The organism is Pseudoalteromonas rhizosphaerae (assembly GCF_902498845.1).
In the GTDB taxonomy this organism is placed as follows: Bacteria; Pseudomonadota; Gammaproteobacteria; order Enterobacterales; family Alteromonadaceae; genus Pseudoalteromonas; species Pseudoalteromonas rhizosphaerae.
In genome coordinates this window covers 42,851-69,596 of record NZ_CABVLM010000018.1, presented here as the reverse complement: position 1 = coordinate 69,596, position 26,746 = coordinate 42,851, and the positions used below count along the sequence as shown (strand labels likewise).

The window sequence follows — 26,746 nt, the reverse complement described above, 5'->3', positions numbered from 1 at the left end:
ATAATCATAGGGTGAGAGGGATCATCACAGCAAGCGCTGAATTTCGTCTTAAATAACTGTATTTTAGGTGCAACATCCTATACTGGACACACCTTAACCGTATTTAAAACGCGAATAACAAAGATAAGATTATGCAAAAAATACCATTGATACGTTACATACTCTTTACTGTGTTGCTAACTATGATAACCCAAGCGCACGCAGCAATTAAGTCTATTAATGATTTTACTGAACAAATGAATCATTTTCCGGGCTACTTCTCTTTTTATTACGACACTCAAAACGGTAAAATTTATTTAAAAGTTGATAAACTCAAGCAGCAATTTTTATTACAGCAAAGCTTGCCTTATGGTATCGGCTCTAACGATATTGGCCTTGATCGCGGCCAGTTAGGCAATACGCATCTTGTACAGTTTGAGCGCTTTGGCGATAAAGTGATGTTACGGGCTATTAATACCTACTACCGTGCAAATACCAGCAATAAAGCCGAACAAAAAAGTATTCAAGAAGCCTTTGCATCAAGTATTTTAGCGGGTTTTAAAGTGGTTGCACAAAGCCCGCAAGCTGTATTGATTGATTACACGCCCTATTTACTGAGCGATGTACATGGTGTGGGTCGAACGCTTGCTGCACGTAAACAAGGCAATTTTAGCCTTGATGAAAGTCGCAGTGCAGTAAATATGGATCGCTCAAAAGCGTTTATGAAAAATACTGAACTTGAAGCTGTGCTGACATTTAATGGCACTCAACCGGGTGAGTATATTCGTCAGGTCAGTGCTGACCCTTACGCATTAACCGTGCATATGCATCACTCTTTAATACAGTTACCTGATGATAATTACACGCCACGTGCGTTTCATCCGCAATCAGGTTATTGGAGTATTGAACATAAAGATTATGCCGCGCCATTAAGTGAATCAATGTTGGTACGTTATATCCCGCGTCATCGTCTAGCGAAAAAAGACCCAAGCTTACCTATTAGCGAACCCGTTGAGCCGATTATTTATTATTTAGATCCTGGTGTACCAGAGCCGGTAAAAACAGCGTTACTCGATGGCGCAAAATGGTGGGATGATGCGTTTTCTCAAGCGGGTTATAAAAATGCATTTATTGTTAAAGTGTTACCAGATAACGCCGATCCTATGGATGTGCGTTATAACGTGATCCAGTGGGTGCATCGTGCAACGCGCGGTTGGTCTTATGGCAGCTCGGTGATCGATCCGCGTACAGGTGAGATTTTAAAAGGTCACGTTACATTAGGCTCACTGCGTGTGCGCCAAGATATTTTAATTGCTGAAGCACTTGCAGCGCCTTATTTAAAAGGTAATGAAGTGGCAAAAACGTTACAAGCAATGGCACTTGATCGTATTCGCCAGCTCAGTGCTCACGAAATTGGTCACACACTTGGTATAGCGCATAATTTCTCTGCATCAGTGGCTGATCGTGCTTCGGTGATGGATTATCCGCACCCACTAGTGGGCTTTAATGACCAAGGTGAACTCGATGTGAGCCGAGGTTATGCACAAGGTATGGGGCAGTGGGATACGCAAGTTATAAAGTACGGTTACAGTGATTTTCGTAACCTTGATGAAGATACAGAACTAAGTGCAATTTTAGCGGATAACCAAGCTAAAGGGCTGGAGTTTATTTCTGATAGTGATGCACGAGCGCAAGGTGGCGCGCATCCAACAGCACATTTATGGGATAACGGCAGTTCGCCAAGTGAAGAGCTATTAAGAGTGCTTGATGTAAGACAACAAGCACTCGCTAAATTTGGTATTAACAATATCAAAGAAGGAACCTCACTATCTCAGCTAGAAGAGATGCTGGTGCCGCTGTATTTATTCCATCGTTATCAGGTCGAGTCTGCTGTAAAACTGATTGCAGGTGTTGATTATGATTACGAAGTACGTGGTCAAGGTATGGTAAAAGGTGCACAAGTTGTTGCAAAGGCAACTCAACAGCTCGCTTTAAAGGCCATCTTAACTACCCTAAATGCTGACAATTTAGTATTACCAGAATCAGTGTTAGCGCTAATTCCACCCAAGGCCTATGGCGAATCTAAAAGCCGAGAAAGCATTGTTGGCCGCACTGGCTTAACCTTAGATGCAATGGCGCTACCCGAAGTGGCTGCACAACATAGTTTAGCGTTATTGCTAAATAGCCAACGATTAAATCGTTTAGCACAGCAACAAGCGCGCAGTGATGCATTTTTTAGCTTAGATGAACTGCTTGCAAAGGTTTATCAGCAGGTGTTTTTGATTCAGAGTAAAAAAGGCATGGCAGGCAAAATCACTCAGCGGGTGCAGTTATTAACAGCAAAGCAGTTTGCTGATTTAGTCGCCAGTGATAAAGTTGCTCCAGAGGTGCAAGCTCAGTTGCGTTATTACTTAGTAAAACTGAGTAAGGCGTATCAGCAAGAGTCTTTACTTAGCAGTGCTGATGTTGGTGAAAGTGCGTTTAAGCAATACTTAGCCGATCAAATTAAACAGTTTCTGGCTACCGGCAATTGGCCTACAAATTTTACTGCATTACCAATTCCACCAGGATCACCAATTTAAATGTTAACTACAAGGCCCTAGAAGCTAGGGCCTAGTTTCTCTTGCATAAAACTGGTTTTTTGTTAACCTAGCCGCCTTCCATTTTTAGTCTTTTTGAGGTGTTTATGGCGTTTTTATCTCGTTCGATATTGGCGATGTCCATAGCACTATCAAGTCTTAATGTCAGCGCTAAAGCCGTGTGCGAAGTAGAGCTAAGGCATGGTTTGATCATCACTGATGATGTCATTCGTATTGTTGATAAGGGCCAAACCCGCGTACAAATAAATAATGATAATCAACTATTTATCCGTGGCTATTGGATTGATCTAACGTCAGATGAAACCCTAGTGTTAAAACAGTTTAGCGCGGGTATTCGCGATACGGTGCCTGAGTTGGTAGAGTTGGCAACTGACGGTGTTAATCTTGGCTTAAGTGCGATAGAGCAAGTTGTTGAAGGTATGTCGGACAAAGAGTCGGAAGTGCTAAAAACGCAACTGCAATATGTTGAGCGCGCTTTAATGGATAAATTTAAACGCGGTGATGATTTCTTTTTTATTGCCCCACAATCACTATCCAAAATTGATGATTTTTTTACCGAAGAGATCAGTCAAAAAATTCACTCTGCCGTTCATGGCTCTCTCGGCGCTATTTTAGTTTCTCTAGGTGATGCATTTAAGTCCCGCGAAGGTAATATTGAAGATCGTATTAATGACATGGGACAGCGCATGGATATTATTTCAAAAGAAATCGATAAGTCACTGCAGAAAAAAGCTCAACAGTTAGAGTTAAAAGCCTCAGAATACTGTGAATGTTTAAACTCGCTTGATGTCACCGAATCACGATTACAAATGATAGTACCAAGTATGGCTGATTTTGATTTAGTACAAATTAAATCTTAACTTAATCAATTTAATTAAAAAGCCCGCGTAATTAATGCGGGCTTTTTAGTTTTAGGTAACCAATTACTAGGATCTAAACTTGCCGGTTTCAGCTTCTAAATCGCTCGTCAGCCCTTTTATCAAGTCCGTTGCGGCATGGGCTTGATGCGATAGGTCTGCGGTCTGTGAGGCGGTGTCAGAGATGGTCACAATGCGTCTTGCTGTGTCTTCCCCTGCATCGAGCTGCTCTTTAGCTGCAATGGCTATTTGATGGCTCATTTGTGCGATGGCACTCAAAGATGCAGCAACACGCTGCAACTCTTCACTGGCATCTTTAGATTTCGCTACGGTTTGTTCACTGGTGGCAATACTTAAGTTAACTGAAGTTTTTGCATCTTTCGTGGCGGATTGTAATTTACCGATCATAGTACGAATTTCTTCTGTGCTAGTTTGCGTGCGCTGCGCTAGTTGACGTACTTCATCCGCAACGACCGCAAAGCCTCTTCCTTGTTCACCAGCACGGGCAGCTTCAATGGCTGCATTGAGTGCTAACAGGTTAGTTTGCTCGGCAATACTTTGAATAACAGTAAGCACATTTGCAATATTATTTACTTCATCATCAAGGATTTGGATGTTATTACCAGCGCTGTCAATTTGTTGCTCTAAAAGAGCTATTGTATTTGCTGCCTCAGCAGTTAAATGACTGGCATTTTGTCCTTGGCTTTCGGCTTCTTGTACTGAAAAGGCGGCTTGCTCGGCATGCTCAACCACTGTTTGCGCAGAGGCTGTTAGCTCAGTGATAGCCGATGCGACCATATGGGTTTCTTCGTTTAGGCTGCGGGTCAGTTTATCAAGCTCAGTTGAGCGGGATTCGTTATCTAAACTCTGATTTTTTAGACTATCAGTAACATCTTTAATACTGCCAACTACACCCCGTAGCCCTTGTTGCATATAGTGCATGGCAGCAATAATGCTTTCAGGTTGGGCGTCAGTACGAATATGCGAATTTAAGTTGCCACGAGAAACTTGCTTAACAATACCAATTACCTCAGTGACTTCACCGCCTAACGCGTTGCTTAAAGAAATACCAAAGCGAGCAATTGCAGCAGTTAAAGCAAGGGCAATAAGTAGTGACAAGCCTAGTAACCACTTAGCGGTATTCCAGTAACGCTCATCGACTTCTTTTTCGCTGATCCCGGTACCAACATACCAACCAAAGTAAGGGGTTTTTTGTACCACAGAGGTTAGGTCAACGGTTTCACCATCACGGACAGAATCCCAATGATAAGTAATAATTTTGTTGGTTTGATTTCCGACTAATTGTTCAACCATACGACCAATACTGTTACCGCTGGCATCTTTGAAATCATTAAAACTGGTGTTGTGTAGCTGCGGATCGTGCGGTGTGGCAATAAAGTCGAGTTTATCATTCACTACGTAGACATATTCACTGTCGTGGTATTTGTTTTCACGCAACATTTGCGTGGCAAAGTCACGCGCTTGTTGCTCGGTTAGTTGCCCATTTTTAGCAAGTAACTCAAATTGCTCGACAATATTTGTCGTGCTTTTCATGAGTTGATTGATACGGGCAATATTATCGTTTTCACTAGCGTGACGAAGAGATTGTAAGCCCAGTAATGCTATAGCATTGAGTGCTATAAACATTGCTCCAGCGAACAAGATTATTTTAGTTCTTAATGCTAAACCTGACAGCACATCGAGCCCCTTATTATTGTTATGACCATGATTTTCTACCATGTTTGTCGGCTAGATGTTAGCTTTAATTAACAATAATAACGGAATTAGACGTGACTTTTACTCAAGTTTCCACTGTAGGTAATTTAAAGTAAAATTTCTGCTGCGCTTAAGAGTCGATATTCTCCGCTGGCAAGGGTCTCATCAAGCTCGATATTTGCTACTTTTTCTCTATGTAATTCAACTACCTTATTACCGACTGCGGCGAGCATACGTTTAACCTGATGATATTTACCTTCGCAGATCGACAAACGCATACGGTATGTGGCAAGTTGCTCTGCAATTGCGGGTCTGGTTAGCTCTTTTTCGTTGTGTAATTGCACCCCTTGGCGCAGTTTTTCCAGCGCATCATCCGTTAGAGGTTCTTGCGTTTCAATCAGGTAAGTCTTGAATTTGTTATGTTTTGGGGAGGTGATTTTATGTGACCAATCGCCATCATTGGTAATGATCACAAGTCCAGTCGTATCGAGATCAAGCCGACCTGCAACATGAAAATCACTCATGTTAGGTTCATCGAGTAAATCAAATACCGTTGGGTGTAACTCGTCACTGTTGGCGCATACATAACCGACCGGTTTATTCAGCATATAATAACGTTTACCTAAAAAAACTAGCGGCTTACCTTGCCATAATACGTTATCAGTTGCTGTGATTGGATGATCATAAGCGCAGATCACCTCGCCATTTACGCTGGCATCTTTACGCTTTATTCCTGCCCTCGCTTTGGTGCGTGGCGTTTCTGCTAGATGGCTAATAAATTTATCTAGGCGGCAAGGGAATTTCATTGGGTTCACACTTCTAGTCGACTACAATGGCGGCGAGTATAACGGATCGTGATAACGCATGACAGTACACAGCGGACAAATATTAGCATATTATCAACAGCAAATAGCCACCGGTAAATTGCAATTTGATGATGCCCAATTAGCAGCGGTAAATGCACTAGACAATCTCGCAATTGCCATTGATAAACCGCATCATTGGTGGCAAAAATCGGTATCTTTGCAGGGCATTTATTTGTATGGACCTGTTGGACGGGGTAAATCGATGCTAATGGATGTGTTTTTTGAGACTGTAGCTATTAAACAAAAAACACGGTTACACTTCCATCATTTTATTGCTCAAGTACATACTCGCCTAGGACAGTTGCAAGGGGTTAAAAACCCGCTGGATAAAATAGCCAATGAGTGGTCAGAAACGCTGAGACTAATTTGTTTTGATGAGTTTTTTGTCTCTGATATTGGCGATGCTATGATCATGGCCGGCCTATTTAAAGCCTTGTTTGCCAAAGGCATCATTTTGGTTGCTACGTCAAATTGTCAACCTGAGCAGCTTTATTATAACGGCTTGCAGCGAGCGCGCTTTTTACCCACCATAGCGTTAATTAAAGCGCATTGTCATATTATTAATGTCACAGGCTCTGTTGACCACCGATTTCGTTTTGGTAAGCACGCAACTCATTATTTTAACAGCTCGGCTAACTCTGAACTGGATGCTGATTTTTTGGCTTTTGCAGATAACTTACAAACAGCAACTGATATTTCTATTTACGGGCGTAAACTGGCGTGTTTAAGGCTCAGCAATAATGCCATTATGTTTGATTTTATGGCGTTGTGCTCAGGCCCGCGTAGTACCGCTGATTATATTCATTTAGCAAAGTACTATCAGCGTGTGTATATCTGTAATGTGCCAGTAATGGGCGCTGCGGCAACAGGTAAGCAAATAGTGCATGGTATTGAAGATAGCTATCAGCGTGAAAAACAAGATTTACAAGAACATACACTAGACGATGAAGCGCGACGCTTTATTGCTTTAGTGGATGAATTTTACGACCGTGGCAAGTTATTGATACTGAGTAGCGAGGTTGGCATTGCTGATTTATATCAAGGTAAAAAGCTGGCATTTGAATACGCACGCACCGAGTCAAGATTAATAGAAATGCAAAACTGGTAGTCACGCTACTGATTATAAACGTTTACTATCTACTTATAAGTAAGAGTTGCATTCTCTTTATCTGTAGTAGCTCATATCTGATTTTGCAGTTTTGACGAATAGGTTTAGATTTAACCTGACAGGCAGCTATGAGCGATAAGCTGACAGTCAAAAATTATGATGTATGAAATCGAGATTTGACATTTAGTTCCATGAAGGAGAGCTGAGATTGTGTTATTTTGCTAGATGTCTATATAAAGGAAATGTTAAATGCTAAAGCACCTAAAAGTAAAAGTAGGTCGAATTTATATAAATTACTTCTTTTGGCCCGCTCTTTGGCTTTCAATACCAACTCTTTTGTACGGTTCATTTATAATTTTATCAGCAAAAGGAGAGTCGAGTAGTATTTTAGCAAACTTTGGAAGCTTCTCTGGTGGAATGACTACAGTTGTAGCAGCTCTTGTTGCTGTAAGAGAGTTTATATTATTTAGGCATAACCAAGGCGTTAAAGAGTTTAGAGAGTTTTTTAGTAAACAGGTGCAATCTTTGCCTAATTTTGTGCTAGAGATGACCGATGAGGCTTATTTGCTATTTGCCAAGTTAGATCGTAAGGCTAAAGATGATTTGAAAAGGCCTGAAGTAATCCATGAAATCCAAGAGCTTGAGAATAAATTAAAGCTGTTTGAAGAAGACGTTTCTTCACGATATCATCAGCTAAGAGCAGAGGCTGCTGATATTTTTTCTATGAGTACATACTTAGAAATATTAATAGGCACTAAAACTAAACGTTTGCTTAGTATTTTAGAAGAGTTAAAAGGCGCAATTCATAATTACGAGTTGAGAGCTGATTTTTATATCAATACAGCCTCAAAAATGAGGAGCTCAGAAATAAAGTGTGATTACGAAGTTAATAATAAAAACGAGTTTATATCGCATTACTCTGGCTTGGATTACAAACGAAAAGGATCACTATTTCATAGGATGCCAAAACTTCTAGGAGCTAAACGTGATTCAATTATAGGAGAAGTTTTTAAAATATATGAAGAGTTAGAAAAGTTAAAAATAACTTAAATTTACAATCCTAAAAGAAACTATTTCTGAATAAACCACATGATTGAGAAGAGTTAAGCTCGCATAAAATACATAGATGGCAATAGCTTACACTATTTGCTATTAATACAAGTTCATTAAATAAGGATGTTTTCGTGCTAGAATATGGAAAGTATCCTTTGATAAAGTTGTTATACGTTTTGAGGGAACAATGAGAGAATTTGAATTAGAGCAAGTTTTAACAGACACAATAAAGAGAACTCCTGTTGGAGAAGACGTAACAATTAATTTTAGCGGTGAAGCGAATATAATTGATGTTGAAATGAAATTCTCAGGTGGGTGGGTTATCACTCAAACAATAGTTCCTGGAAAACCCTTTGTTTTTACTAGAGGCAATGATGATTTTTTGCAAAGTATAAATATCACAATTAACCCGTTTGATGGCCTAAAAAACGTATAACAAGTCCGTCAAACAAAGGACACAAAACAGCAGGCTGTGCTCCTTTGTCGCAAATTTTAGCCTGCTATCTTATGCCGTTTACGGCAAGCGATAGGCATTCACGATGGTTCGCGAAAACACTTATATCAAAATTAAACCTAAAGAAGTTCCAGAACCAGAATCATTTGATGAAAAAGAAGTTTACGCGTTTTTTGGTTTGGCTTCATATGCGGCACAATGTTTAGAAAAAGCCTTGGTGAATTTAGCTTTTACATACACTCTCACTGATAAAAATATAGTGTCTCAAGAAGAATGGGATGCTCTTTTTGAAGGCATAAATAAAAATACATTTGGTCGCTTGTTGGGGATGGTAAAAAAAGAGCTTAGTACCTCTGATGAGGTGTTAGTGGAATTGAAACAAGCTTTAGATAAAAGGAATTGGTTAGCTCATGACTATTTTTTTGATTCAATTGGTCAATTTCATACTAAGTTAGGGCGTATGAAAATGATTAAAGAATTAACTGAATTGATAAAGCTATTCAATAAATGGGACCAGTTTATTGAAGGTGTCTACTTACACATCTGGCAACAGCATGGTTTAACAGAAGAGGCTGTTTCAAGGGAAATAGAAAAGCTCAAGGCGGAAAGTGCCTAAAAAAAGTTTCAACAGAGGACGCAAAAAGCTTGGTCCAAGTGCCTGTTAAGCGGGTGTTACGAACGTCTGCAATTGGCACATATGCGACTGTCAGATTTGATTGAGTCCTGTTAATCGAATCTGACAGATCAAGTTAAGATTTATTCACTTTTATCTGACGCGACCAAGGAAGGCATTTAAGACCACCTTCTTTCGAAGATGGTGCTGTTATTGCAGATTGATTAGAGATTGAAATTTACTTTAAATGTTTAACACTTTCGGTAAATTTCGTGTTCCATATCGTGAACGTTAACGCTTAAGCTGTCTGATTCTCGGCAGTATATTTTTAAACAGTCTAACAACTGCTCGCTGAGTTGTTGCTTTTGTTTAATCGTACGTCCTTGCATAATGTGTGCGCTAATATGGATAAAACCTTCCTTACCATCGCCCAATTGATAATGTGTATAGGCTATAGCGCGAGTTTTGATCGTTGCTAATTCAAACAAGCCACTGTTAAACGTTGCTTGATGAATTTTTTCAACCAATACCTGCGGTAATACCGGTAAATCTTCAGAATGTTCAATGATGATATGTGGCATGTTATCTATTTGCTCCCCTAAAAACGATATGTGAAACCTAAGCTGGTTTGAAACTGATTGAGTATATCACCATCAAAATGCCACAAGCATTGCTTGTTTTCGTCTGTTGGTAATGCACATGAAACGTTACTGGCATTATTGACGATCGTTACAAGCCAGTATAAAGACCCAGTGAATAACCAGCTAACGCACTCTGACTTACTAACAGTAAGCACAGTAAAACAAATACTTTTTTCATGGTGTCGTGCTCGTTGTTGTGATTAATTTAAGTTAGTATTGAAACATAGCTGAATATTAAATGTAAGCCACGAATCGTTTACCCCTACATGGAGCAAGTAATATATGAAACCTATAATGATAGGCGTATTGACAGGTTTATTGATCACCTTAGCGGGCTGCTCTGATGATGTTGCATCAGTTAGTTTGGGATTATTTACCACTAAAGATATTAAAGTTAACTCGCAACAAGACCCGTTAGTAAAAGGCATAACCTGTCATATTAGCCATATCGAAGCAAACTTAGATTTTGCTGATCCGTCAGATATGTCTATTGCGTGTCGCCAAACAGGACCAATTACTGCCGACCAATTACAAGCGATTGACCGTAGTAAGTCGGGTGAGGTGGTATTTAAATCATCAAAAAGTATTTTATTTAAATCGTTAAAAGTGCGTCGAATTTATGATGCGCAAACGCGAACTCTGTTATATCTGTCGTACTCAACTAAAGAGTCAACCGGCAGTCATCATCATGCGTTATCCACTGTGCCATTGTATAACACCCAAGCATGGGCATGGGCACAAGAGCAAGAATAAGCAAAAGAGCAAACTATGTTAGCGTTATTTAAAAGCAAACCTTTATTAGATGAACAAGAGCAGCAATGGCTGATTGATACTTTTGTGTGGGCGGTGGAAAATTTTGACAGCGATTATTTCATTAATAACTCGCAATTAGTTTTGCCAAACCACCAATGCTTTCCCGATGCGGTTTCAAGCATTGAAGAAATGGCCAGTAAAGTGTTTGAGCGAGTGGTTGACTATGCGGGGCTGCAAGCTTGGCCAATTTCGCTGGTGGCGCCACAGCAATTGCAGCCGCAAGTATTTCCTCATTTTGCTTTTAGCAATCAGTTACGTGGTGATAATAGCCAATTAATAGTGCCGCCAAGCCATACGGTTAATGTGTCATTTAATCCAAATCAAATTAATCAGCCACAAGATTTAGTGGCTAGCTTTGCCGGTACTTTAGCGACAATTATGATCCACCATGTGGGCGTGTTGCCACCAGGTGGTAAAGAGTTTTTACCACAAGCCGCCGATGCCGTGGCATGTTTTTTAGGTTTTGGGGTAATGATGAGCAATACGGTGTATCAGTTTAAAGGGGGCTGTGGCTCGTGTTACAACCCCTATGCGAACAGACAAGCTGCACTTAGTGAACCGCAAACCTTATTTATGCATGCCCTTATTTGCCATTTTAAAGGCTATAAAGATTCTAAAAAGTATTTAAAACCGCACTTACGCAGCCACTTTAAAAAGGCGCAAAAAGAAATAAAAGCCTTAGTTAATAGTACTGCTAATCCGTTTTTGTTAGCGCTTGATGATAAAAAAACGGGGTAATGGGTGGCTTATTTAGATGAGTTTTTATTGATTGCACTGGCGCACTTTTTTGCTGTAGCAAGCCCCGGCCCTGATTTTGCCATTGTGCTTAAACAAAGTATTCAGCAGGGGCGTCGTAATGCATTGTGGACCAGCTTTGGGGTAGGCCTGGCTATTTTATTACATGTTAGTTACTGCTTACTCGGCGTTGCAGTTTTATTAACGCAATCACCAAACGTATTTATGGCATTAAAATATTTAGCGGGTGCATACTTGGCCTACATTGGTGTACAAGCGCTTAGAAGTGCTAGACCGGCGCCAGCGCAGCAAGAAACTGTTTTTCAATCTCAAGGTGTTGAATCCAGTTGGATTGCATTTCGTCGCGGCTTTTTAACCAATGCGTTAAACCCAAAAGCCACGTTATTTTTTATGTCGTTGTTTACTTTAGTGATCAGCCAATCAACGCCATTAATTGTGCAAGCAGGCTATGGGCTGTATATGGCATTGGCAACGTGGGCGTGGTTTTCGTTTCTATCCTTGGTGCTATCAAAGCCTAGTGTTCGCGGTTTTTTTCAAAAAAGTGGCTATTGGTTTGACCGTGGTATTGGCGTGATTTTGATCGCTCTAGCAATAAGAATTGTAGTGTAAGTGTTGTTTTAACAGAAATCTGTAGTAGGTGAATATGGCTGTATATAATTTTTCGTTTGGTTCAAATATGTCGTCGAGTCGTTTGTTGGCGCGTTTACCAAACGCTACTCGTATTGGTACGGCAATACTAGCCGGTTACGAGTTAACCTTTGATATGGTAAGTACTGATGGCTCAGGAAAAGGCAATGTACGCCCATCAAATGATAAGAACGCGCAAGTATATGGCGTGGTATATCAACTCAATGACGCAGAAAAAACGATTTTAGACGCTATCGAAGGGTCTCGCTATGACTGCGTGGATATTCAAGTAACATTACTTGATGGGCAAAAAGTAGCGGCGCATTGTTATATTGCCAACACCACTGATGCGCAGATATTGCCTTACGATTGGTATATGCAGCACGTTCATCGCGGTGCGCTTGAAGCAGGTGTGCCAAATGCGTACAGTGATGCTATAAAGTCTCGGCCAACCTGCCAAGATAGCGACAGTGCGCGTGCAGCCATTGAGTTTGCTGTACATCAAAAATAAAAAACTAAAATGATAACTCCAAGGATTATTATGAAATTAACTAAACTAGCGATAGCGGCCACCTTATTAGCGGGCTGTGCATTTAATAGCTACGCTGATATTGATACCAAGCACATTAATCAAGTGATTGAAAATTCAATGGCGCGCTTTGATGTGCCGGGTATGGCTGTGGCGATTGTTGAAAACGATAAGGTTATTTTTGCTAAAGGCTTTGGTGTTAGTAACTTAGATACTGGTAGCAAGGTGAATAAAGACACCTTATTTGGTATTGCATCAAATACTAAAGCATTTACGGTTGCGGCATTGGCAAAATTAGTTGATGAAGAAAAGCTCAGTTGGGATGACAAGGTAATTGATCACCTTCCTGAATTTCGTTTATACGACCCTTATGTAACCCGCGAAATGACGATCCGTGATTTATTAAGTCACCGTAGTGGTTTAGGACTAGGCCAAGGTGATTTAATGATTTGGCCATCAACCGATAAATCGATTGAAGAGATTTTAGCCGGCTTAAAATATTTAAAACCAGCTAGTAGTTTTCGCAGCACTTACGCTTATAACAACTTGATGTTTGTGACCGCTGGCGAGGTGGTCGCACGGGTCTCAGGTATGAGCTGGAATGATTATATTGAAAAGAATATTCTCCAGCCTTTGCACATGGATAACTCACGCGCCGGTTTTTCGCGTATTCCAAAAAGTAATAAAAACTGGGCAACGGGTCATATTCCAATGGATGGTCAATTACATCCATTTTTCGTTAATTACCTAGAGGATTTTCGTGGTGCCGGCGCGATTGCATCAAGTGTGAATGATATGAGCCAATGGCTACGCACACAATTAGCCCATGGTAAAATGCCAAATGGAGAGCAGTTGTTCAGTGAAAAACAACAAGTGCAAATGTGGCATCCACATATTACCTCACTGGCATCAAAAAGCGCTTATGAGGCTTACCATCAGCAATTTAGAGGTTATGGTTTAGGCTGGAGCATTGAAGACTACCACGGTATTAAAAAGGTAGGCCATGGCGGCGGAATTCTAGGAATGGTATCGCAAGTTACACTGCTTCCTGAAAAAAACTTGGGTATCGTTATTCTTAGTAATCAACAAGCATTTAGTGCGCTTTCTGCTATTACCCATGAAGTGCTTGAAGATGCACTCGACTTGGAAGATAAAGATTGGGTTGAAGATTTAGCTAAAAAGCACTTTGAAGGTAAACAAGAAGCGTACGCAAATGCAAAGCCAGACGCCCCAGCTGATTACCAGCCCCAATTGCCGAATATCAACTACACCGGCACCTTACACGATGATTGGTATGGTGATGTTATTATTGAAGAGCTAGACGGTAAGCTACGTATTGATTTTACGCATACCAAACGTTTAAAAGGGCAGCTTGAGCATTACACTGGCAACACATTTATCGTCAAGTGGGATGAAAAGTTACTCGAAGCTGATGCGTATATTAGCTTTGATATGAGCACTAAAAATCGTGTTAATGAAGCGACAATGCGTGCAGTATCAACAGCAGTGACCGATTTCAGTTTTGATTTTAGAAACCTCCATTTACAAGCTAAATAGTAAACCAAAGTCGCAAAGCCACCTAAGGGTGGCTTTGTTATAGTTACAGTCGTTAACTCATTTGGAGCATTTATGCGTACTGCGATTATTTCTCATCCTTTTTGCCGTAAACACAAAATGATCGCGGATCATCCAGAGTGTCCTGAGCGCTTAGATGCAATTACCGATCGTCTCTTGGCCAGTGGCTTGGATATTGCTGTGCAGCAAAAGCAAGCGCCTAAAGCATTACGTGAACATTACTTATTAGCCCATGATGAGGCCCTTGTATCGCTGGTGGAAAACACCCTCCCTGAACAAGGTTTAGTATCACTTGATGGCGACACTTGGTTATGCCCAGAGTCATTTTTGGCAATTGAGCGGGCGGTAGGTGCGGGGTTATTAGCCGTTGATGAAATATTAGCGGATAACCTCGATGCCGCATTTTGCTCCGTACGGCCACCAGGTCATCATGCAAACCGTACAACCTCTGCCGGTTTTTGTGTGTTTAATAACTTAGCAATTTCGGTTAAGTACGCGCAAAGTAAAGGGATTAAGCGCATTGCGATTGTCGACTTTGATGTTCACCACGGTAATGGTACGCAAGACATTTTTATCGATGATGACAATGTGTTGCTTTGCTCATTATTTCAGCATCCTTTTTATCCTAATACTGTCGTTGAAAATAACGAGACATTAGTTAATTCTCCGCTACCAATAGCCAGCGATGGCGATGATTTAAAAGAGGTTTACTTACAGCAGTGGTTACCAAAGCTTAGCGAATTCAAACCTGAGTTATTGTTTATCAGTGCTGGGTTTGATGCACACCTTGAAGATGATATGGCAAGCCTAAAGTTCGTTGAAGCTGATTATGCTTGGTTGACACAACAGCTGTGTGACATGATAAAAAGTACTGGCTGTAAAGGGATTATCTCTTTTTTAGAAGGAGGATATAATTTATCTGCGCTAGGGCGCAGCGCCATAGAACATATTAGAGTGTTTGCACAAGAAAAAGAGTAGCTTTATATTCATTCTACAATTAAGTAAAAATATTGGTTGTTGTATGATACCAATACCACTAATTAAACAAGGAAGATAATGTCTGTAGTAATTAATATCTTAGTCACGTTGGCACTGTGCTTTTGGGGAAGCATGATGATGATGTCGCCGATGATGTTTGGTGCCCCTGGCGCGATGAATAATAAGCAAAAAGTGTTCTCTGCCATACTCATATTAAGTTTTCCAGTACCATTATTTTTGCTTATTGGTTTATTTGGCGGCAGTTATTTTGGTATTGATAGTTATAAAATGGCGCTGATAAGTGCTGTTGTTATTGGGTTTTTCTTTGTGATATTTGGCTATACGGGTATGATCAGTAATCTGCTTCGAGGTATTGCCAATGCGGGTTATTGCGTTGTTGACCAGCATGTTTACTTTAATGCTAAGTTAATAGAAAACGCTGACGCTGAAAGCTTTACTACTTACAGTTTAGCCAATTTGAATACCTATGACGCTGCATTATACGCCAAAGATAAACAGCACCTTTACTACTGTGGTAACGCCATTAGCGGTGTTAACTCTGATAATCTAAAGGCTAAGATTATTGGTACTGATCTTTATTGGATTAATGATTCGCAAGTGGTTAAAGGCGAGCGTATTGTTGCAGGAGCTGATCCTAAAAGTTATAAGGCCTATTCTTATAGCTTTTGGAATATCTCTGGAAGGAAAGGCCGACAAGTCATTTACCATAACGATGAGCCAGTGCCTGAAATAGATGCGCAGTCATTTAAACCTATCGATGATAGTTACGGTAAAGACCAGCAACATATCTTTTACGCAAATATAGCCATCTTAACTGACATTGATGTAGATACCGCCAGTTTTACACGATTAGACGAGAACTTTGCTAGCGATAATCAGCATATTTTTTACTTAAATGGTGAAGATAGTCATGTATTGATGGGGGCTGATCCCAGCAATTTTGAAATTTTTCAACGCGACTACTATCGCAGTGGTGAGACTGTTTATTACGTAACTCAATATAAGTCGGCAAAGCCGATGACACAAGTCGATGCTGACAGCTTTAAAGTCACTCAATATGATGAACAAACTCATTCGGATGCTTACGATAAATATCATTATTATTTTCGCGGTGAGATTGTTGCAACGCGCTAAGTTTAGAAAAATATAGGACCTGTTAGGGCGTTGCGATGAACGAGGTAATTTGCTGTTGAAAATGATTAAACAGAAGGAAGTTTATTCATACTCTTTGGTAACTTGCCTACGTTTGTTTGCGTTGCATCAACTTGGTTTATATCGATAAAATTAAGCTCCCCGTTAGCGATGATCTGCTCACCATTACTCAGTTTTAATCGTGTAGGGGCAAAACCCATGCGGATCTCCCGACTCCAATTACAAGCATGCGTACCGTTTTGGCAGCGCAAAAGGGCTTACTGTTATACTCAATAATACTCCCTAAAAAAATGCATAATATAGCTGAACTTTAATCAGCACTTAGTTTTTCAGCTCATTGAACTTTACAGGTTTAAGACTGCTTAACTGTAGTAGCTGCTCGGCGCAGTAAGCTGCTTTTAAACGATGTTCTGGCCCAGAGTTACTTAAAAAATGGCTCAACGTGCGCAGTCCTAATTTTTGCGCCATTTCACTGAGTGATTGCTGAGGCATAATATGGCTTTGTGCTAATTCATCGAGCACTTTTAGCAAAAATTGCTGCACTTTATCTCGTCTTGGCGATGACAGTTGCGGCTGTGGAGATTGTTTTGCAAGCCAGTTGCTAAATATATTAGTTGTTTTGTTGTCGGTTAAATCATCAAAATAGAGATTAATCCAACGATCCAGTTTTACAGTAATCGGACGTAACTGCCACTGCGTGCTATCGCGCTCAATACGAGCCACAATGAGCTGTGGCAATTGCTGCTTAAATAGCATCATATTATTGATCGCATGGTGTGCCAGCTCGCTATAAGGCAAGCTAAAAAAGATCGTATTGTGCTGTTTATCTTGATAGCTAAGCCGCATACATTGCGTGGCTTCATCAAATGTGTGTTGATGACTATAACTTGGCGCAAAACATACATAGTCGTTTTGCCAATCAATCAGTGTTATATCATCGATGAATTGTGGATTTAGTGGTTGTTCGCTTGGTTCAACATAGGTCTTTTTAAGTTGGCGAAGCCGCTGCCAGCCATTGAGCTGAGCGTTTGAAATACGTTGTGTTTGCCCAAACCAATTGCTGCCAGAAGGCGCACCTTCAAGTAATTGGTTTGCTTGCCAGATTTGGCTATAGTTAAGTGTTTGCTCGGTTGTTGTGCGACTTTCGGCAAGCGTAATAAAGCGGCCGTATTCGTCTTGTAAAACCAACGTCAATCCATGTGCGCCACTGCTACGACGCCACGGATAACCGCCTAAACATAACAACTGCTGTGGAGGACAAATATGTTCAGCATCTTGCGTTTGTGTTTGCTCTTGGCGTTCAAGCATCACCAAAACGTGTGCTAGTTCAAGCAAAACAGTGCGTTTGTCTCGCAGATGTTCACCACTAAGATAGCGTGCGAGTGTGCCGCATAAACGTTTTAGTGGTGCAATGTTAAAGCCTGCCTTTTCCATCGGGATCTGCAGTAATTCAATAGTGAGCAGTGATTCACTGCGCAGTTGCGCTAAGGGTACTCCTGCAAGCATAATGAGCTCAGCGTAGCATGCCTGCTTAAGCTGCGTTTGTGTTTGGTTTAATAGTGTTTTTTGGTGCTCTTGTTCTAGTTGCAACCAGTCGGGCCATTGCAGCATTTCACCTTGTTGCTCAAGCCACAAGTAAACGCCCAGTAGTGCGTATGCTTGGCTATCTTCATTGCAGATAATATCATTAATTGTGGTTACGTTAGTAAAATGGAGCGTGTGCTCCTTGATAGTAATGCAAACCTGCGCGCTTTGTTGCACGATGTCAGCTTGCCAACGACGCTGAACTTGACGATAAAGCTGGCGTATTTTTACTTTGCCAGCACTGGCTAATAACGTATTAGTATCGATTTGCGGCACTTCATTTTCTTCAATCGTTGCTGCAGATACTGGCGCTTGTTGCCAAGCAAATATGCTGGCTGCAATGATATGCTTACAAATACCATTTGCGGCGCAATCACATTGGCTATTATTAGGATTATGTAAATCCAGTACACCTTGCTGGCCTTCGAATGTAAACTGAATTGGCGAAGCGCCACTTATATGTGGGCTGGATTTATCGAGCGCTTTTTGTGCTCGGCGGACTAACCCCGCACTGGCGAGGGTTTCAAAAATACTGATATCCATTATTGTTTTATGCTCATGCTGCTCATTTTTGTAATCCCATCGTGGATGCTAGCCAATTTGCAAAGTGGTCAGGCGTTAATGAAGCAATCTGCATTTTCATACGGCTAAGTTTGGCTGTCGCGTTAGTATCATAAAAAGGTATTGATTCAGGGCTCAATGCGGTCATGCCTAACATTGTCACCCCACTATCAATAAGATGCTGAGCTTGTTGAAACATTGCTTGCTCAGGGCCACCTTCACAAAAATCAGACACGGTAGCAATAATGGTACGCGAAGGAGTCTCGATTAGCTGCTCACAGTATTGCCATGCTTTAGCAATTAAAGTGCCACCACCAAGTTGAGTCGAGAGCAATACTTTTACGGGATCGTCAGCTTGATCGGTCAGATCTACGACTTGTGTATCGAATACCACCAGCGAGAGTTTAATACACGGTAGTTGTTTTAAAATACCAGCGATCACCGCTGAATACACCATAGAACTGGACATAGAGCCTGATTGGTCGATACATAAAACAACGTGCCAAGGCAATTGTGGTTGCTGGCGAGCATGAAAGTAAATGCGCTCAAATAGCACGCGTTTGCCATCAAAGTGTTTAAGGTTCTTGCGAATACTTGTTTGCCAATCTAAGTTAGCAAGTCGTTTTTGTGGACTGTGCGCTTGGCGATTTAGCTTACCATTGAGCTTGTTATTAAACAGTGGTCGTAATTGCTTTAGCAAATCCTCTACTACAGTTGTAATGATTTGTTGCACTTGCTGCTGTAATTTAGGGTTGGTATGCGCTGAAATACTCATTAATTGCTTTAACAACCCCATAGAGGGTGAAATATTTTGTAGTACTCGTGGTTCTTCTAACAGCTGCTTAAGATTAAAGCGCTCTAATGCTTGATGTTGCAAGGTGTCATTAACACTTTTAGGAAACAGCTTTTCAGCGTTATCGAGCCATTGTACTACCGATGGCTGGCTTGCTTCTAAGCCCCCCGATATTTGAAAACCTCGCTCTTTTAAACCCTGTTGGTAGAGTTGCTCAAGGACTTGGTCTTGTTGATTTTGCTCACTTGATAAACTGGTATCAAGTGATTCAGCATAGCGCCCTAATACTAAACGCCAGCGCTGTTTTAGCGAGTAGTCCATGCACTTAATCCTTGTTCAAGCAGTTGCTGTTGTAATTGTTTATCTAATAACATTGCTTGGTTTACATCATGCTCGCTGATATCTTCATTGAGCCAATTTAATTGCTGTTGCCATTGATTAAGTGTACCGAGTTGCTGGCTAATACCATCAATTTCTCGTGCATCTTTATCGCAAAATAGCCCACGTAATTGTGGTAACTGCTCAACAAACTGCTCATCATCGAGTTGCTCAATACTGTGATTGAGCAGTGGCAATAACCCGTTTTGATAATTGAGCCAATGGGGCACAACCGTCAGCAGTGTGCGCAAAATAGTGAAACGGTCGCCGCTATAGCGTTGTAGTTCATTTAATAAAGAGGCAGGGTCTAACTCATCTAAGTCTACAGCCAACGCTTTAAGCGCAAACCAAAGGGTAGGGGTGTGTTCATTGTGTTCTATTAGCCAGTGTAAACGCTCACGCCAAGGTTGTTTAAGTACTTCCATTTGTTGGCGTGCAATAGCTTGTAATGACAACAGTACTTGTAGCGCTTCATCTTCAGGTAGTTGATTTAACGAGGGCAAGTGAAAGCTTAATTGACGCCACAACGGTGTAATTAATGCGTCGAGTTGCTGGTGGTAGTCATTAAAAAGCGGGTGCTTACTGGTGCGATATAACTTAATGAAGCTATCTGATAGTATTTTTATGGTACTGCAATCGTTTATTTCACGGGTTATTGCAACCGAGTTAAATTGATATTGCATGCCTAATTGAAGTGACAGTATTAATTTATCAAGCATTTGTGGCAAATCGCTTTCACTTTGTTGCGCCAAGCGATGCTGTACAACTGTTTTGAGAGTGCCGCCTAAAGTACTTAATTCAATTAATGCCACTTCTACTGAAGGGGTCCAATGGTAGCGCCAGCTCTCATGCTTTGCGGCTGTATGAATATTATAAAAGGCATGCATGCTTTGTTCGTATTGGCAAAAGCCGATGTCTAAAAATAGTAATTGGCTCAATAGTTGGCGGCGCTGGCGTTGCCGCTCGGTTAATTCATATAAAGAAAAATGGCTACGATTAATTGTACCAATTGTCAGCTGTACATGTTTGCAATGGGCTAATACATCATCGACTAATGGCAAATTACGTTGATTTGCTGGTAGTTGTCCCATGTTTTCGCCACGCAACAGCTGCTGCCAAGGTCGATAGTCGCGCGAGCTACTTTGTTGTTTAAATTGGCAACTTCCTAAAGAATCGAGTAGATCATAGCAACCAGCGCGCACAATTCCCCGCAACTGACAGAGCTGACTTAGATGCTCAAAAACATTTTGTTTAGCTATCAGCGTTAACTTAGGCATTTGTGCTAATAAATACAGTAGCCAATCACAGGCTGATAATGAACGTTGTTCAAACAGCCAACGGCAAAACGCAGGGTAGGGCATTCCCGCCTGGTAGCCTTGATGAGCATCAAGTAAAGAATCGCTGTAACGGATCACAAAACTATCCTCAGTACTTTTACGAATAGAAGTTGATTCTTGCTCGTAATCAAACAGTGCACTGGTATGGAAACCGCCGGTCATTACCGCGATGCGTTGATAATCATGACTAGCTGCGCGAATGCAGGCACGCATTTGTTTCTCGCGGTCTAGATCGCCTAGTTGCTGCAAACTTTTTTGATCATAATAAAGGCGGCTAGCAGCACAAAATAGTAATACTTGCTCAAAAAAATCATTCGCACTTTCAAAATTTTGTAGCTCAAATAAGCGCAGCCAAAGCTCATCGGCATCACGGCAACCCATGGTTTGTTGTAGCTGACGACTATAGCTTGAGCTTAAAATACGGGCATCGCTGTAGCGATCAAGTGGTTCTTCTTGCTGCTCGTCAGTGCTGTCTAAGTCAATAAATTGTACTGGCACGTGGTTGTCACCAGCCCAGCGCAGTGCTTGCCACTCAGGGCTATTTTCAGCGAAAGGAAAATAGCTTTGCTGTTGATAAACTGCAATCGGTGGCACCACATGCTTGTTTTGCAATAGGCCAAGGTGTTGCCCAAAACTGTGCGGTGCTTCAATCAATACAACATCTGGTTGCCAAGCGTTTAATTGAGCTAAAGCAAAATGCGCACAAGCAGGGCTGTGATGACGCACAGGTAACCAACGTACTTTTTCATCATGTAAATAACGTTGGCTGAGCTTTGCTAATGCTTGGCTAAAGCCGTTGTTATCTGGTGTTATTTCATCCACAACGCTTTACCTGCATCAAAAAAAGCACGCCACTCTTTGCGTTCACGTACAACAGCATCAAGATAGTGAGCCAATTTTTTAATGTCATCGGGTTTATCTTTAACCAAGGTGCCGTGCATCTGTTGTACTAACTGCTCAGCACTCATGGGTTGATGCCAATAGAGACTATGTAAGGCACAAGAATGCACAATATTGACCGCTTCGGCAGTTGATAAAGTAGCATCTAAAGATTGTGCACCAAAGTTGTTACGCAAGTCATGAAATACCTGTACTAATAACTGTACTAACTCTTCATTAATTTGTGGTTGCTGTGCTTCGTTAATAAAGCGGGCATTGACCTGAGATAAAATAAGCTCTTTCTCTAGTTTTACATCATTAAGTACTGGCACTGTTTCAAAATTAAAGCGACGTTTAAGGGCGCTCGACATCTCATTTACGCCGCGGTCGAGTAAGTTGGCGGTGGCAATTACATTAAATCCTGGTTTGGCTTGAATGGCGATCCCCAGCTCTGGGATGGTGAGTGTTTTTTCCGACATTAAGGAAATAAGCACATCTTGGATTTCCTGCGGGCAGCGAGTGATCTCTTCAATACGAACTAATTTACCTTGCTCCATAGCAGTATAAATAGGACTTTTTAGTAGCGCATCAAAGCTTGGGCCATTGGCTAGCAGCATGGCAAAATTCCAACTATATTTTACCTGCTCTTCTGTGGTGCCAGCAGTGCCTTGAATGAGTAACTCACTGGTACCGCTTATTGCTGCGGCAAGTAGTTCTGAGAGCATTGATTTTGCAGTGCCGGGTTCACCGACCATCATCAAGCCATTGTTGCCCATTAGGCTGACAATCGCACGTTCAACAAGCGCATCATCACCATAATATTTACGGCTGATATTGTGCTGTTTATCGCCACAAATAAAGCGTTTTACGGCACTTGCTGAAAGCTGCCAGCCGCTCGGGCGAGCACCACTATCAGTGGCAATGAGCTGTGCTAATTCAACTTGATAGCGTTGTTCGGCGCGAGCACGAATAATCTGTTTATTCATTAGGTACGTCCTTTACTACAGTTCTGACTGTATATAGCGTTCTTTGCCGGAGTCAGGGCAAACAACGAAGTATAAATAACTTTGTTACCACGGTAATTTTGATAGCCAATTAGGATCTGCATGGCATTTTTTTGCAACATGTTGATAATCCAGTGCGATAGCGTTGAGTAGATTTGCTGGCGCTTGCGCAAGTGGTATCGTTTTATAGCGATTACGCGTGCGAGAACCTTGAATTTGCTGAAATATTTTGCAGCCATAAATGGCAACGGGTTCATTTTCCTCTGGTAAATAGTTACCACTAAACTCAAATTGAATGCGAAGTCCTACCTGCTCAAATGATTTTTCGTAGTAATTAAAAAACGCCCCATCTTCTGTTTCACCGCGTTGGTAACCGAGTTTGGTTAGTAAACCGCGCAGAGTAAAAGCATCACTCATAAGGCCCAAATGATGCTCCAATGAAATTTGCTTAGGTGTAACACTAATATCAGCGGATTTGAGCTGCTCAAAAAGTGGCTTTATTTTGTAATCTTTTAAGTGTAGCTGCCATGCTTTAAGGGCGGCTTTATCAAGCTGATTAGCACTGAGCAAACGAGTATTTGCACCCGATATTAGCGTAACCTCGTCATCATTTACATCGACTAAACTACCATCTTCAGTCGGGCGAAAGGTATGCCAATCATTATCAAGTTGTACTTGCCATAAGGTGCGTTGTAGTAAGCGAAACATCACCGGATGTTGGTGTAAATATTCATGCCACTCATCAACAGGCCAGTGACGCTCGGTGATCATGGCAGCATATAGGCGGGCATGTTGTTGTTCAATCACTTGCTTTAGCTCTTTTTTACAACCACTAAACCATTTTTTAGTTTGGTTGATCTGCTCTTCGCTATCCTCTTTGCGTGGTTGTGGCAGCGATTTAATCACCTTGCCTTCTTCGTTTAGTAGTTGCAGCTTAAGTGAGTCGCTCAGTTGCAGTTGTAAAGTGCGATTGCCAAAGCTAAACGGTGTTGGATCTTGTATATGCTCTAAGCCAGTGGTTTGGATGGTGCGATCTGCCAATTCATCAGTCGTCCAGCTGTTACGCTTTGCAATTTGGCCAACTAGCTCGCGCGCCAACGCTTGTATTGATTGGGTACGATGTTGGCGGGCTATCGACAGCATAAATTGGATAATCACTGTATTGTTGATGTGAGCGATGGCGCTGATCATCGCTTCTATTTGTGTACGGCGCAGATAGTGTTTTTTCATATACGGCTGGATCAGTGCTAACAACGCTTGGGGATTACCACCATTAATTAATGCCAGTAAGCCTTTTTCTTTAATAGCCGAGCCATGCAATTGAGATTTATATAAGTTGTAACATGCATTGTAAGCATCGAGTAATGTGCGTGTAGCGTATTCTTGGCCCCAATCATATTGCGCTAAATCTTGGTACCTGTTGTACTCGCGTTGCTTATTTGCTTGCGCATAGTCATGCGCCTGTTGATCAGAAGGGGCAAGCGTATCTTGACTTATAAAAGCAGATAATAAAAAGTGGCCTAGGCGAGCCTGACTGTCATCATCGAGTAGTGATAAATATAACCTTAATAGGTTGCTCCCTTGGGGTTGTTTAAGCTTTACGGCTAACACACACCACCAATATATAATGCTTGGCTCCACAGGGTCGCCATGACGAAAGTGGCAATTGGGTAACATAGCTTTTTGTAGCCACGCCATATGTTTAGGGGCTGCTTTTTTGAGCCCTGTAGCTGCTTCTTCAGCTAAAATAGCGGGGGTGATAAAATAGCTAATATCACCGCCGCATTGTTGTAGCGCATCTAATAATTGGTTACGAGTAGTGGTATCTTTTTCTGTGGTGATCGCGTCTTGCAGTGCGGGCTTCGCATCAGGGTGTTGCAGGTGAGTTAACCACTGTGCAGTGAGGTTGCGGGTTTCTTTATTACTTGATGCTAAACCTGTCGTTATTTTTTCAATGAGTAATTCATGCTGCTGCACGGCGTATTGCGCTAACTTGCGCACTTGTTTGCGATTATCAAAGGCGAGTTGATATATGCGTTCGAGCCAATAGGGCGGTATCGTAGGAAAATCAGCTAATAGGGCCAATGCTTGTTCAGTAGTGCGCGTGCTATCGATACGATCATTTAGACGTGGCTCAATGATCCATGAGTCGGTACTTGAACTAAATGTTGCGCTGCTCAGTTGGCCATCAAGTGCTAGTACCATGGTTTGTGGATAGTGCGCAAATAGCGGCCATATTTCAAATGACTCTAAAGCTATCGGGAGGCTGCCACTAGGTTCATGTCTAATATCAAGGATGTAATTAGTTAAATCGCTAGGGCTAATACCAAAAGGGTGCAGTACTGGCTGTAACTGGCGTATATCTTTGATATCACGTTGGATCAATTTACTAGGGTGAGGCTCTTCGAGTACCGTTGAAAGCCCATAAAATAAACCAGTAGCTAATAGGAAAAAGTGCACTAGTTGAGCATCACTTTGGTTCATCAGTTTAGCTTCGCCAATAATTTGGGCTGCGTATTTATTATCAACTAGCCTATAAATAATATCGTAGCCGGGCTGTGTTTGTATTTGGCGTTGCTGTAGCTGGGCGAGCGCTTGGGCAAGTTGTTCTGGCGTAAGTGAGCGTAGCCCTTGTAAGTCGGCACGATCAGATGCCAAACGTTGCTGCCTTTGGTGACAATTTTGCGGATAATCCAAAAGCGCTTGCTGCGCCGTTGCAATTTCTTGTTCCGCTTTGGCTATTTCTGTGATTAACACTTGCTGGCAAACATCAAGCCAACGCTCTGGAAAATCATGGCTGATAGAAATGGGGGAGAGGCTTGGTAGTTGCCAATCAAAATACTGACTTTTTTGTATCAGCTGATATTCATGCTGTGTTTGTGTGATCTGTTGCTGCAACACGTTACTTTTTGTTTCACTTAGCCATTGAGTTAAAAGTGGTTGCGCTGCATCATAACGGCTAATAAGCGTAATCCAATGGGCTTGGGTGGTGGTGTTAGCACTTTGATAGTGTTTTTTAAGGTAGTTGACCCACATTGCTGTATCAAGGCGTGTGAAGGCAAGCGCCGCCGCCTGACGTACTTTGCTGGTGGAATCATCCGCTAATGTCATTACTAGCGGTAGTAAGGTGTTGGGTAGTTCACAGTACTGCGTCAGTTGACAACAGAAAATGTAACGACCTTCGCTATGAAGTTGTTGTAGCTGTTGATCGAAATTAGGCTCGTTGCTGACACTCAGCCAGTTGGTATGTGTGAGTAAGTATTGGGCATACTCTGCTGGAACATACTTGTTATTACGCTCTAATATAAAAGCATCAATGTACCAGCTAGGTAATTGATATACTTTTAATAATTTCAGTAGTGTGTGTCGATTGGGTAATTGCTCTACAGATGACGCTGTATGCGTTTTAAATTGCCTGTTCAGGAAGTTTAGAAGATAGGCAAACCAGTTATCAAAGCTCGAAAGTACATGGCTAAACGCATCAAAATAGGGCTCGTTAAAACAAGCAACGACTAAACCTAAGCGATGCAAAAAGTCCAGTTGCTGGCTTTGAGTAGACATGAGTACTTGCCACATCGCTTCTGCTGCTTCCCAGTCATAGCAACCAGGTGCCTGTTTACTTTTTGTATCGGGAAGCTGTGCTAAAGTAATTAAACAACGGGGATTTTCCCCATGTAATAAGTAATGTGTAACGTTATGAGCGAGACCTGATTCTGCTATTTCATAGCCTTTACAGGCAAGAGTTAATAGTTCAGCAATGTCTGTGTTCGGAGGCGTGTTTAACGTATTAAGCATAAAACGTCCTTGCTAGATAGATCATCTTGATTTCTAAACGCTGGCCATCGTTAATGTGGCCAGCATTTACTGTTATA

General features: G+C 41.5%; 22 protein-coding genes. 13 read left to right on the top strand and 9 right to left on the bottom strand.

The window, feature by feature from the left end; all coding sequences use genetic code 11:
* The first annotated feature begins 131 nt into the window (after positions 1–131).
* Both PSR9079_RS21055 and PSR9079_RS21050 read left to right on the top strand, forming a co-directional pair.
* Positions 132–2,561, top strand: coding sequence for a zinc-dependent metalloprotease (locus PSR9079_RS21055; RefSeq protein ID WP_149983147.1), 2,430 nt, complete (start codon positions 132–134; stop codon positions 2,559–2,561).
* 104 nt (positions 2,562–2,665) lie between these two features.
* Entirely contained in the window at positions 2,666–3,439 is a 774-nt protein-coding gene (locus PSR9079_RS21050; RefSeq protein WP_149983146.1) for a YggN family protein, read from the top strand.
* A 66-nt stretch (positions 3,440–3,505) separates the two neighbouring features.
* Here the strand turns inward: PSR9079_RS21050 and PSR9079_RS21045 are convergent, their stop codons facing one another.
* Complete coding sequence (locus PSR9079_RS21045; protein ID WP_149983145.1) at positions 3,506–5,176, bottom strand: methyl-accepting chemotaxis protein; 1,671 nt, start codon at positions 5,174–5,176, stop codon at positions 3,506–3,508.
* 83 nt (positions 5,177–5,259) lie between these two features.
* The gene (gene rsuA, locus PSR9079_RS21040) at positions 5,260–5,958 is read right to left on the bottom strand and encodes a 16S rRNA pseudouridine(516) synthase RsuA (protein WP_149983144.1); all 699 of its coding nucleotides are present in this window, start codon (positions 5,956–5,958) and stop codon (positions 5,260–5,262) included.
* 58 nt (positions 5,959–6,016) lie between these two features.
* On the opposite strand from rsuA, the gene zapE reads away from it, so the two are divergent.
* The 4 genes from zapE to PSR9079_RS21020 all read left to right on the top strand — a co-directional run bounded on the left by zapE (position 6,017) and on the right by PSR9079_RS21020 (position 9,249).
* A complete protein-coding gene (gene zapE / locus PSR9079_RS21035; protein ID WP_149983143.1) occupies positions 6,017–7,126 on the top strand; it encodes a cell division protein ZapE in 1,110 nt (369 codons plus the stop codon).
* Between the two features lie 249 nt (positions 7,127–7,375).
* On the top strand, positions 7,376–8,176 hold the full coding sequence (locus PSR9079_RS21030; protein WP_149983142.1) for a hypothetical protein: 801 nt from the start codon (positions 7,376–7,378) through the stop codon (positions 8,174–8,176).
* Positions 8,177–8,366: 190 nt separating this feature from the next.
* The gene (locus PSR9079_RS21025; RefSeq protein ID WP_149983141.1) at positions 8,367–8,615 is read left to right on the top strand and encodes a hypothetical protein; all 249 of its coding nucleotides are present in this window, start codon (positions 8,367–8,369) and stop codon (positions 8,613–8,615) included.
* A 103-nt stretch (positions 8,616–8,718) separates the two neighbouring features.
* Positions 8,719–9,249: a hypothetical protein gene (locus PSR9079_RS21020; protein WP_149983140.1), complete on the top strand. Its 531-nt coding sequence runs from the start codon at positions 8,719–8,721 to the stop codon at positions 9,247–9,249.
* A gap of 248 nt (positions 9,250–9,497) precedes the next feature.
* Here PSR9079_RS21020 and PSR9079_RS21015 read toward each other — a convergent pair whose 3' ends face one another.
* Complete coding sequence (locus tag PSR9079_RS21015; protein ID WP_149983139.1) at positions 9,498–9,827, bottom strand: 5-carboxymethyl-2-hydroxymuconate Delta-isomerase; 330 nt, start codon at positions 9,825–9,827, stop codon at positions 9,498–9,500.
* Positions 9,828–10,169: 342 nt separating this feature from the next.
* Here PSR9079_RS21015 and PSR9079_RS21010 point away from each other — a divergent pair, with 342 nt between their 5' ends.
* From PSR9079_RS21010 to PSR9079_RS20980, 7 genes are all read left to right on the top strand, one after another.
* A complete protein-coding gene (locus tag PSR9079_RS21010; protein WP_149983138.1) occupies positions 10,170–10,640 on the top strand; it encodes a CreA family protein in 471 nt (156 codons plus the stop codon).
* 15 nt (positions 10,641–10,655) lie between these two features.
* Complete coding sequence (locus tag PSR9079_RS21005) at positions 10,656–11,438, top strand: hypothetical protein (protein ID WP_149983137.1); 783 nt, start codon at positions 10,656–10,658, stop codon at positions 11,436–11,438.
* A gap of 3 nt (positions 11,439–11,441) precedes the next feature.
* On the top strand, positions 11,442–12,065 hold the full coding sequence (locus PSR9079_RS21000; protein ID WP_149983136.1) for a LysE family translocator: 624 nt from the start codon (positions 11,442–11,444) through the stop codon (positions 12,063–12,065).
* A gap of 34 nt (positions 12,066–12,099) precedes the next feature.
* Positions 12,100–12,594: a gamma-glutamylcyclotransferase family protein gene (locus PSR9079_RS20995; protein ID WP_149983135.1), complete on the top strand. Its 495-nt coding sequence runs from the start codon at positions 12,100–12,102 to the stop codon at positions 12,592–12,594.
* A gap of 30 nt (positions 12,595–12,624) precedes the next feature.
* Entirely contained in the window at positions 12,625–14,169 is a 1,545-nt protein-coding gene (locus PSR9079_RS20990) for a serine hydrolase (protein WP_149983134.1), read from the top strand.
* A 72-nt stretch (positions 14,170–14,241) separates the two neighbouring features.
* The gene (locus PSR9079_RS20985) at positions 14,242–15,165 is read left to right on the top strand and encodes a histone deacetylase family protein (protein WP_149983133.1); all 924 of its coding nucleotides are present in this window, start codon (positions 14,242–14,244) and stop codon (positions 15,163–15,165) included.
* Between the two features lie 78 nt (positions 15,166–15,243).
* A complete protein-coding gene (locus tag PSR9079_RS20980; RefSeq protein ID WP_149983132.1) occupies positions 15,244–16,320 on the top strand; it encodes a DKNYY domain-containing protein in 1,077 nt (358 codons plus the stop codon).
* Positions 16,321–16,385: 65 nt separating this feature from the next.
* Here PSR9079_RS20980 and PSR9079_RS23725 read toward each other — a convergent pair whose 3' ends face one another.
* The 6 genes from PSR9079_RS23725 to PSR9079_RS20955 all read right to left on the bottom strand — a co-directional run bounded on the left by PSR9079_RS23725 (position 16,386) and on the right by PSR9079_RS20955 (position 26,669).
* Positions 16,386–16,538 (bottom strand): hypothetical protein, encoded by a 153-nt coding sequence (locus tag PSR9079_RS23725; protein WP_179959234.1) that lies wholly within the window; start codon positions 16,536–16,538, stop codon positions 16,386–16,388.
* Positions 16,539–16,659: 121 nt separating this feature from the next.
* Positions 16,660–18,465, bottom strand: coding sequence for a hypothetical protein (locus PSR9079_RS20975; RefSeq protein WP_149983131.1), 1,806 nt, complete (start codon positions 18,463–18,465; stop codon positions 16,660–16,662).
* A 22-nt stretch (positions 18,466–18,487) separates the two neighbouring features.
* Complete coding sequence (locus PSR9079_RS20970; protein ID WP_149983130.1) at positions 18,488–19,597, bottom strand: VWA domain-containing protein; 1,110 nt, start codon at positions 19,595–19,597, stop codon at positions 18,488–18,490.
* Positions 19,582–21,813 (bottom strand): DUF5682 family protein, encoded by a 2,232-nt coding sequence (locus PSR9079_RS20965; RefSeq protein WP_149983129.1) that lies wholly within the window; start codon positions 21,811–21,813, stop codon positions 19,582–19,584. Before PSR9079_RS20965 ends, PSR9079_RS20970 begins: the two co-directional genes overlap by 16 nt.
* Complete coding sequence (locus PSR9079_RS20960) at positions 21,801–22,856, bottom strand: AAA family ATPase (protein ID WP_149983128.1); 1,056 nt, start codon at positions 22,854–22,856, stop codon at positions 21,801–21,803. Before PSR9079_RS20960 ends, PSR9079_RS20965 begins: the two co-directional genes overlap by 13 nt.
* Before the next feature lie 84 nt (positions 22,857–22,940).
* Positions 22,941–26,669 carry a DUF4132 domain-containing protein gene (locus PSR9079_RS20955; protein ID WP_149983127.1) on the bottom strand — a complete coding sequence of 1,243 codons (3,729 nt, stop codon included), beginning with the start codon at positions 26,667–26,669 and terminating at the stop codon, positions 22,941–22,943.
* Positions 26,670–26,746 lie beyond the last annotated feature (77 nt).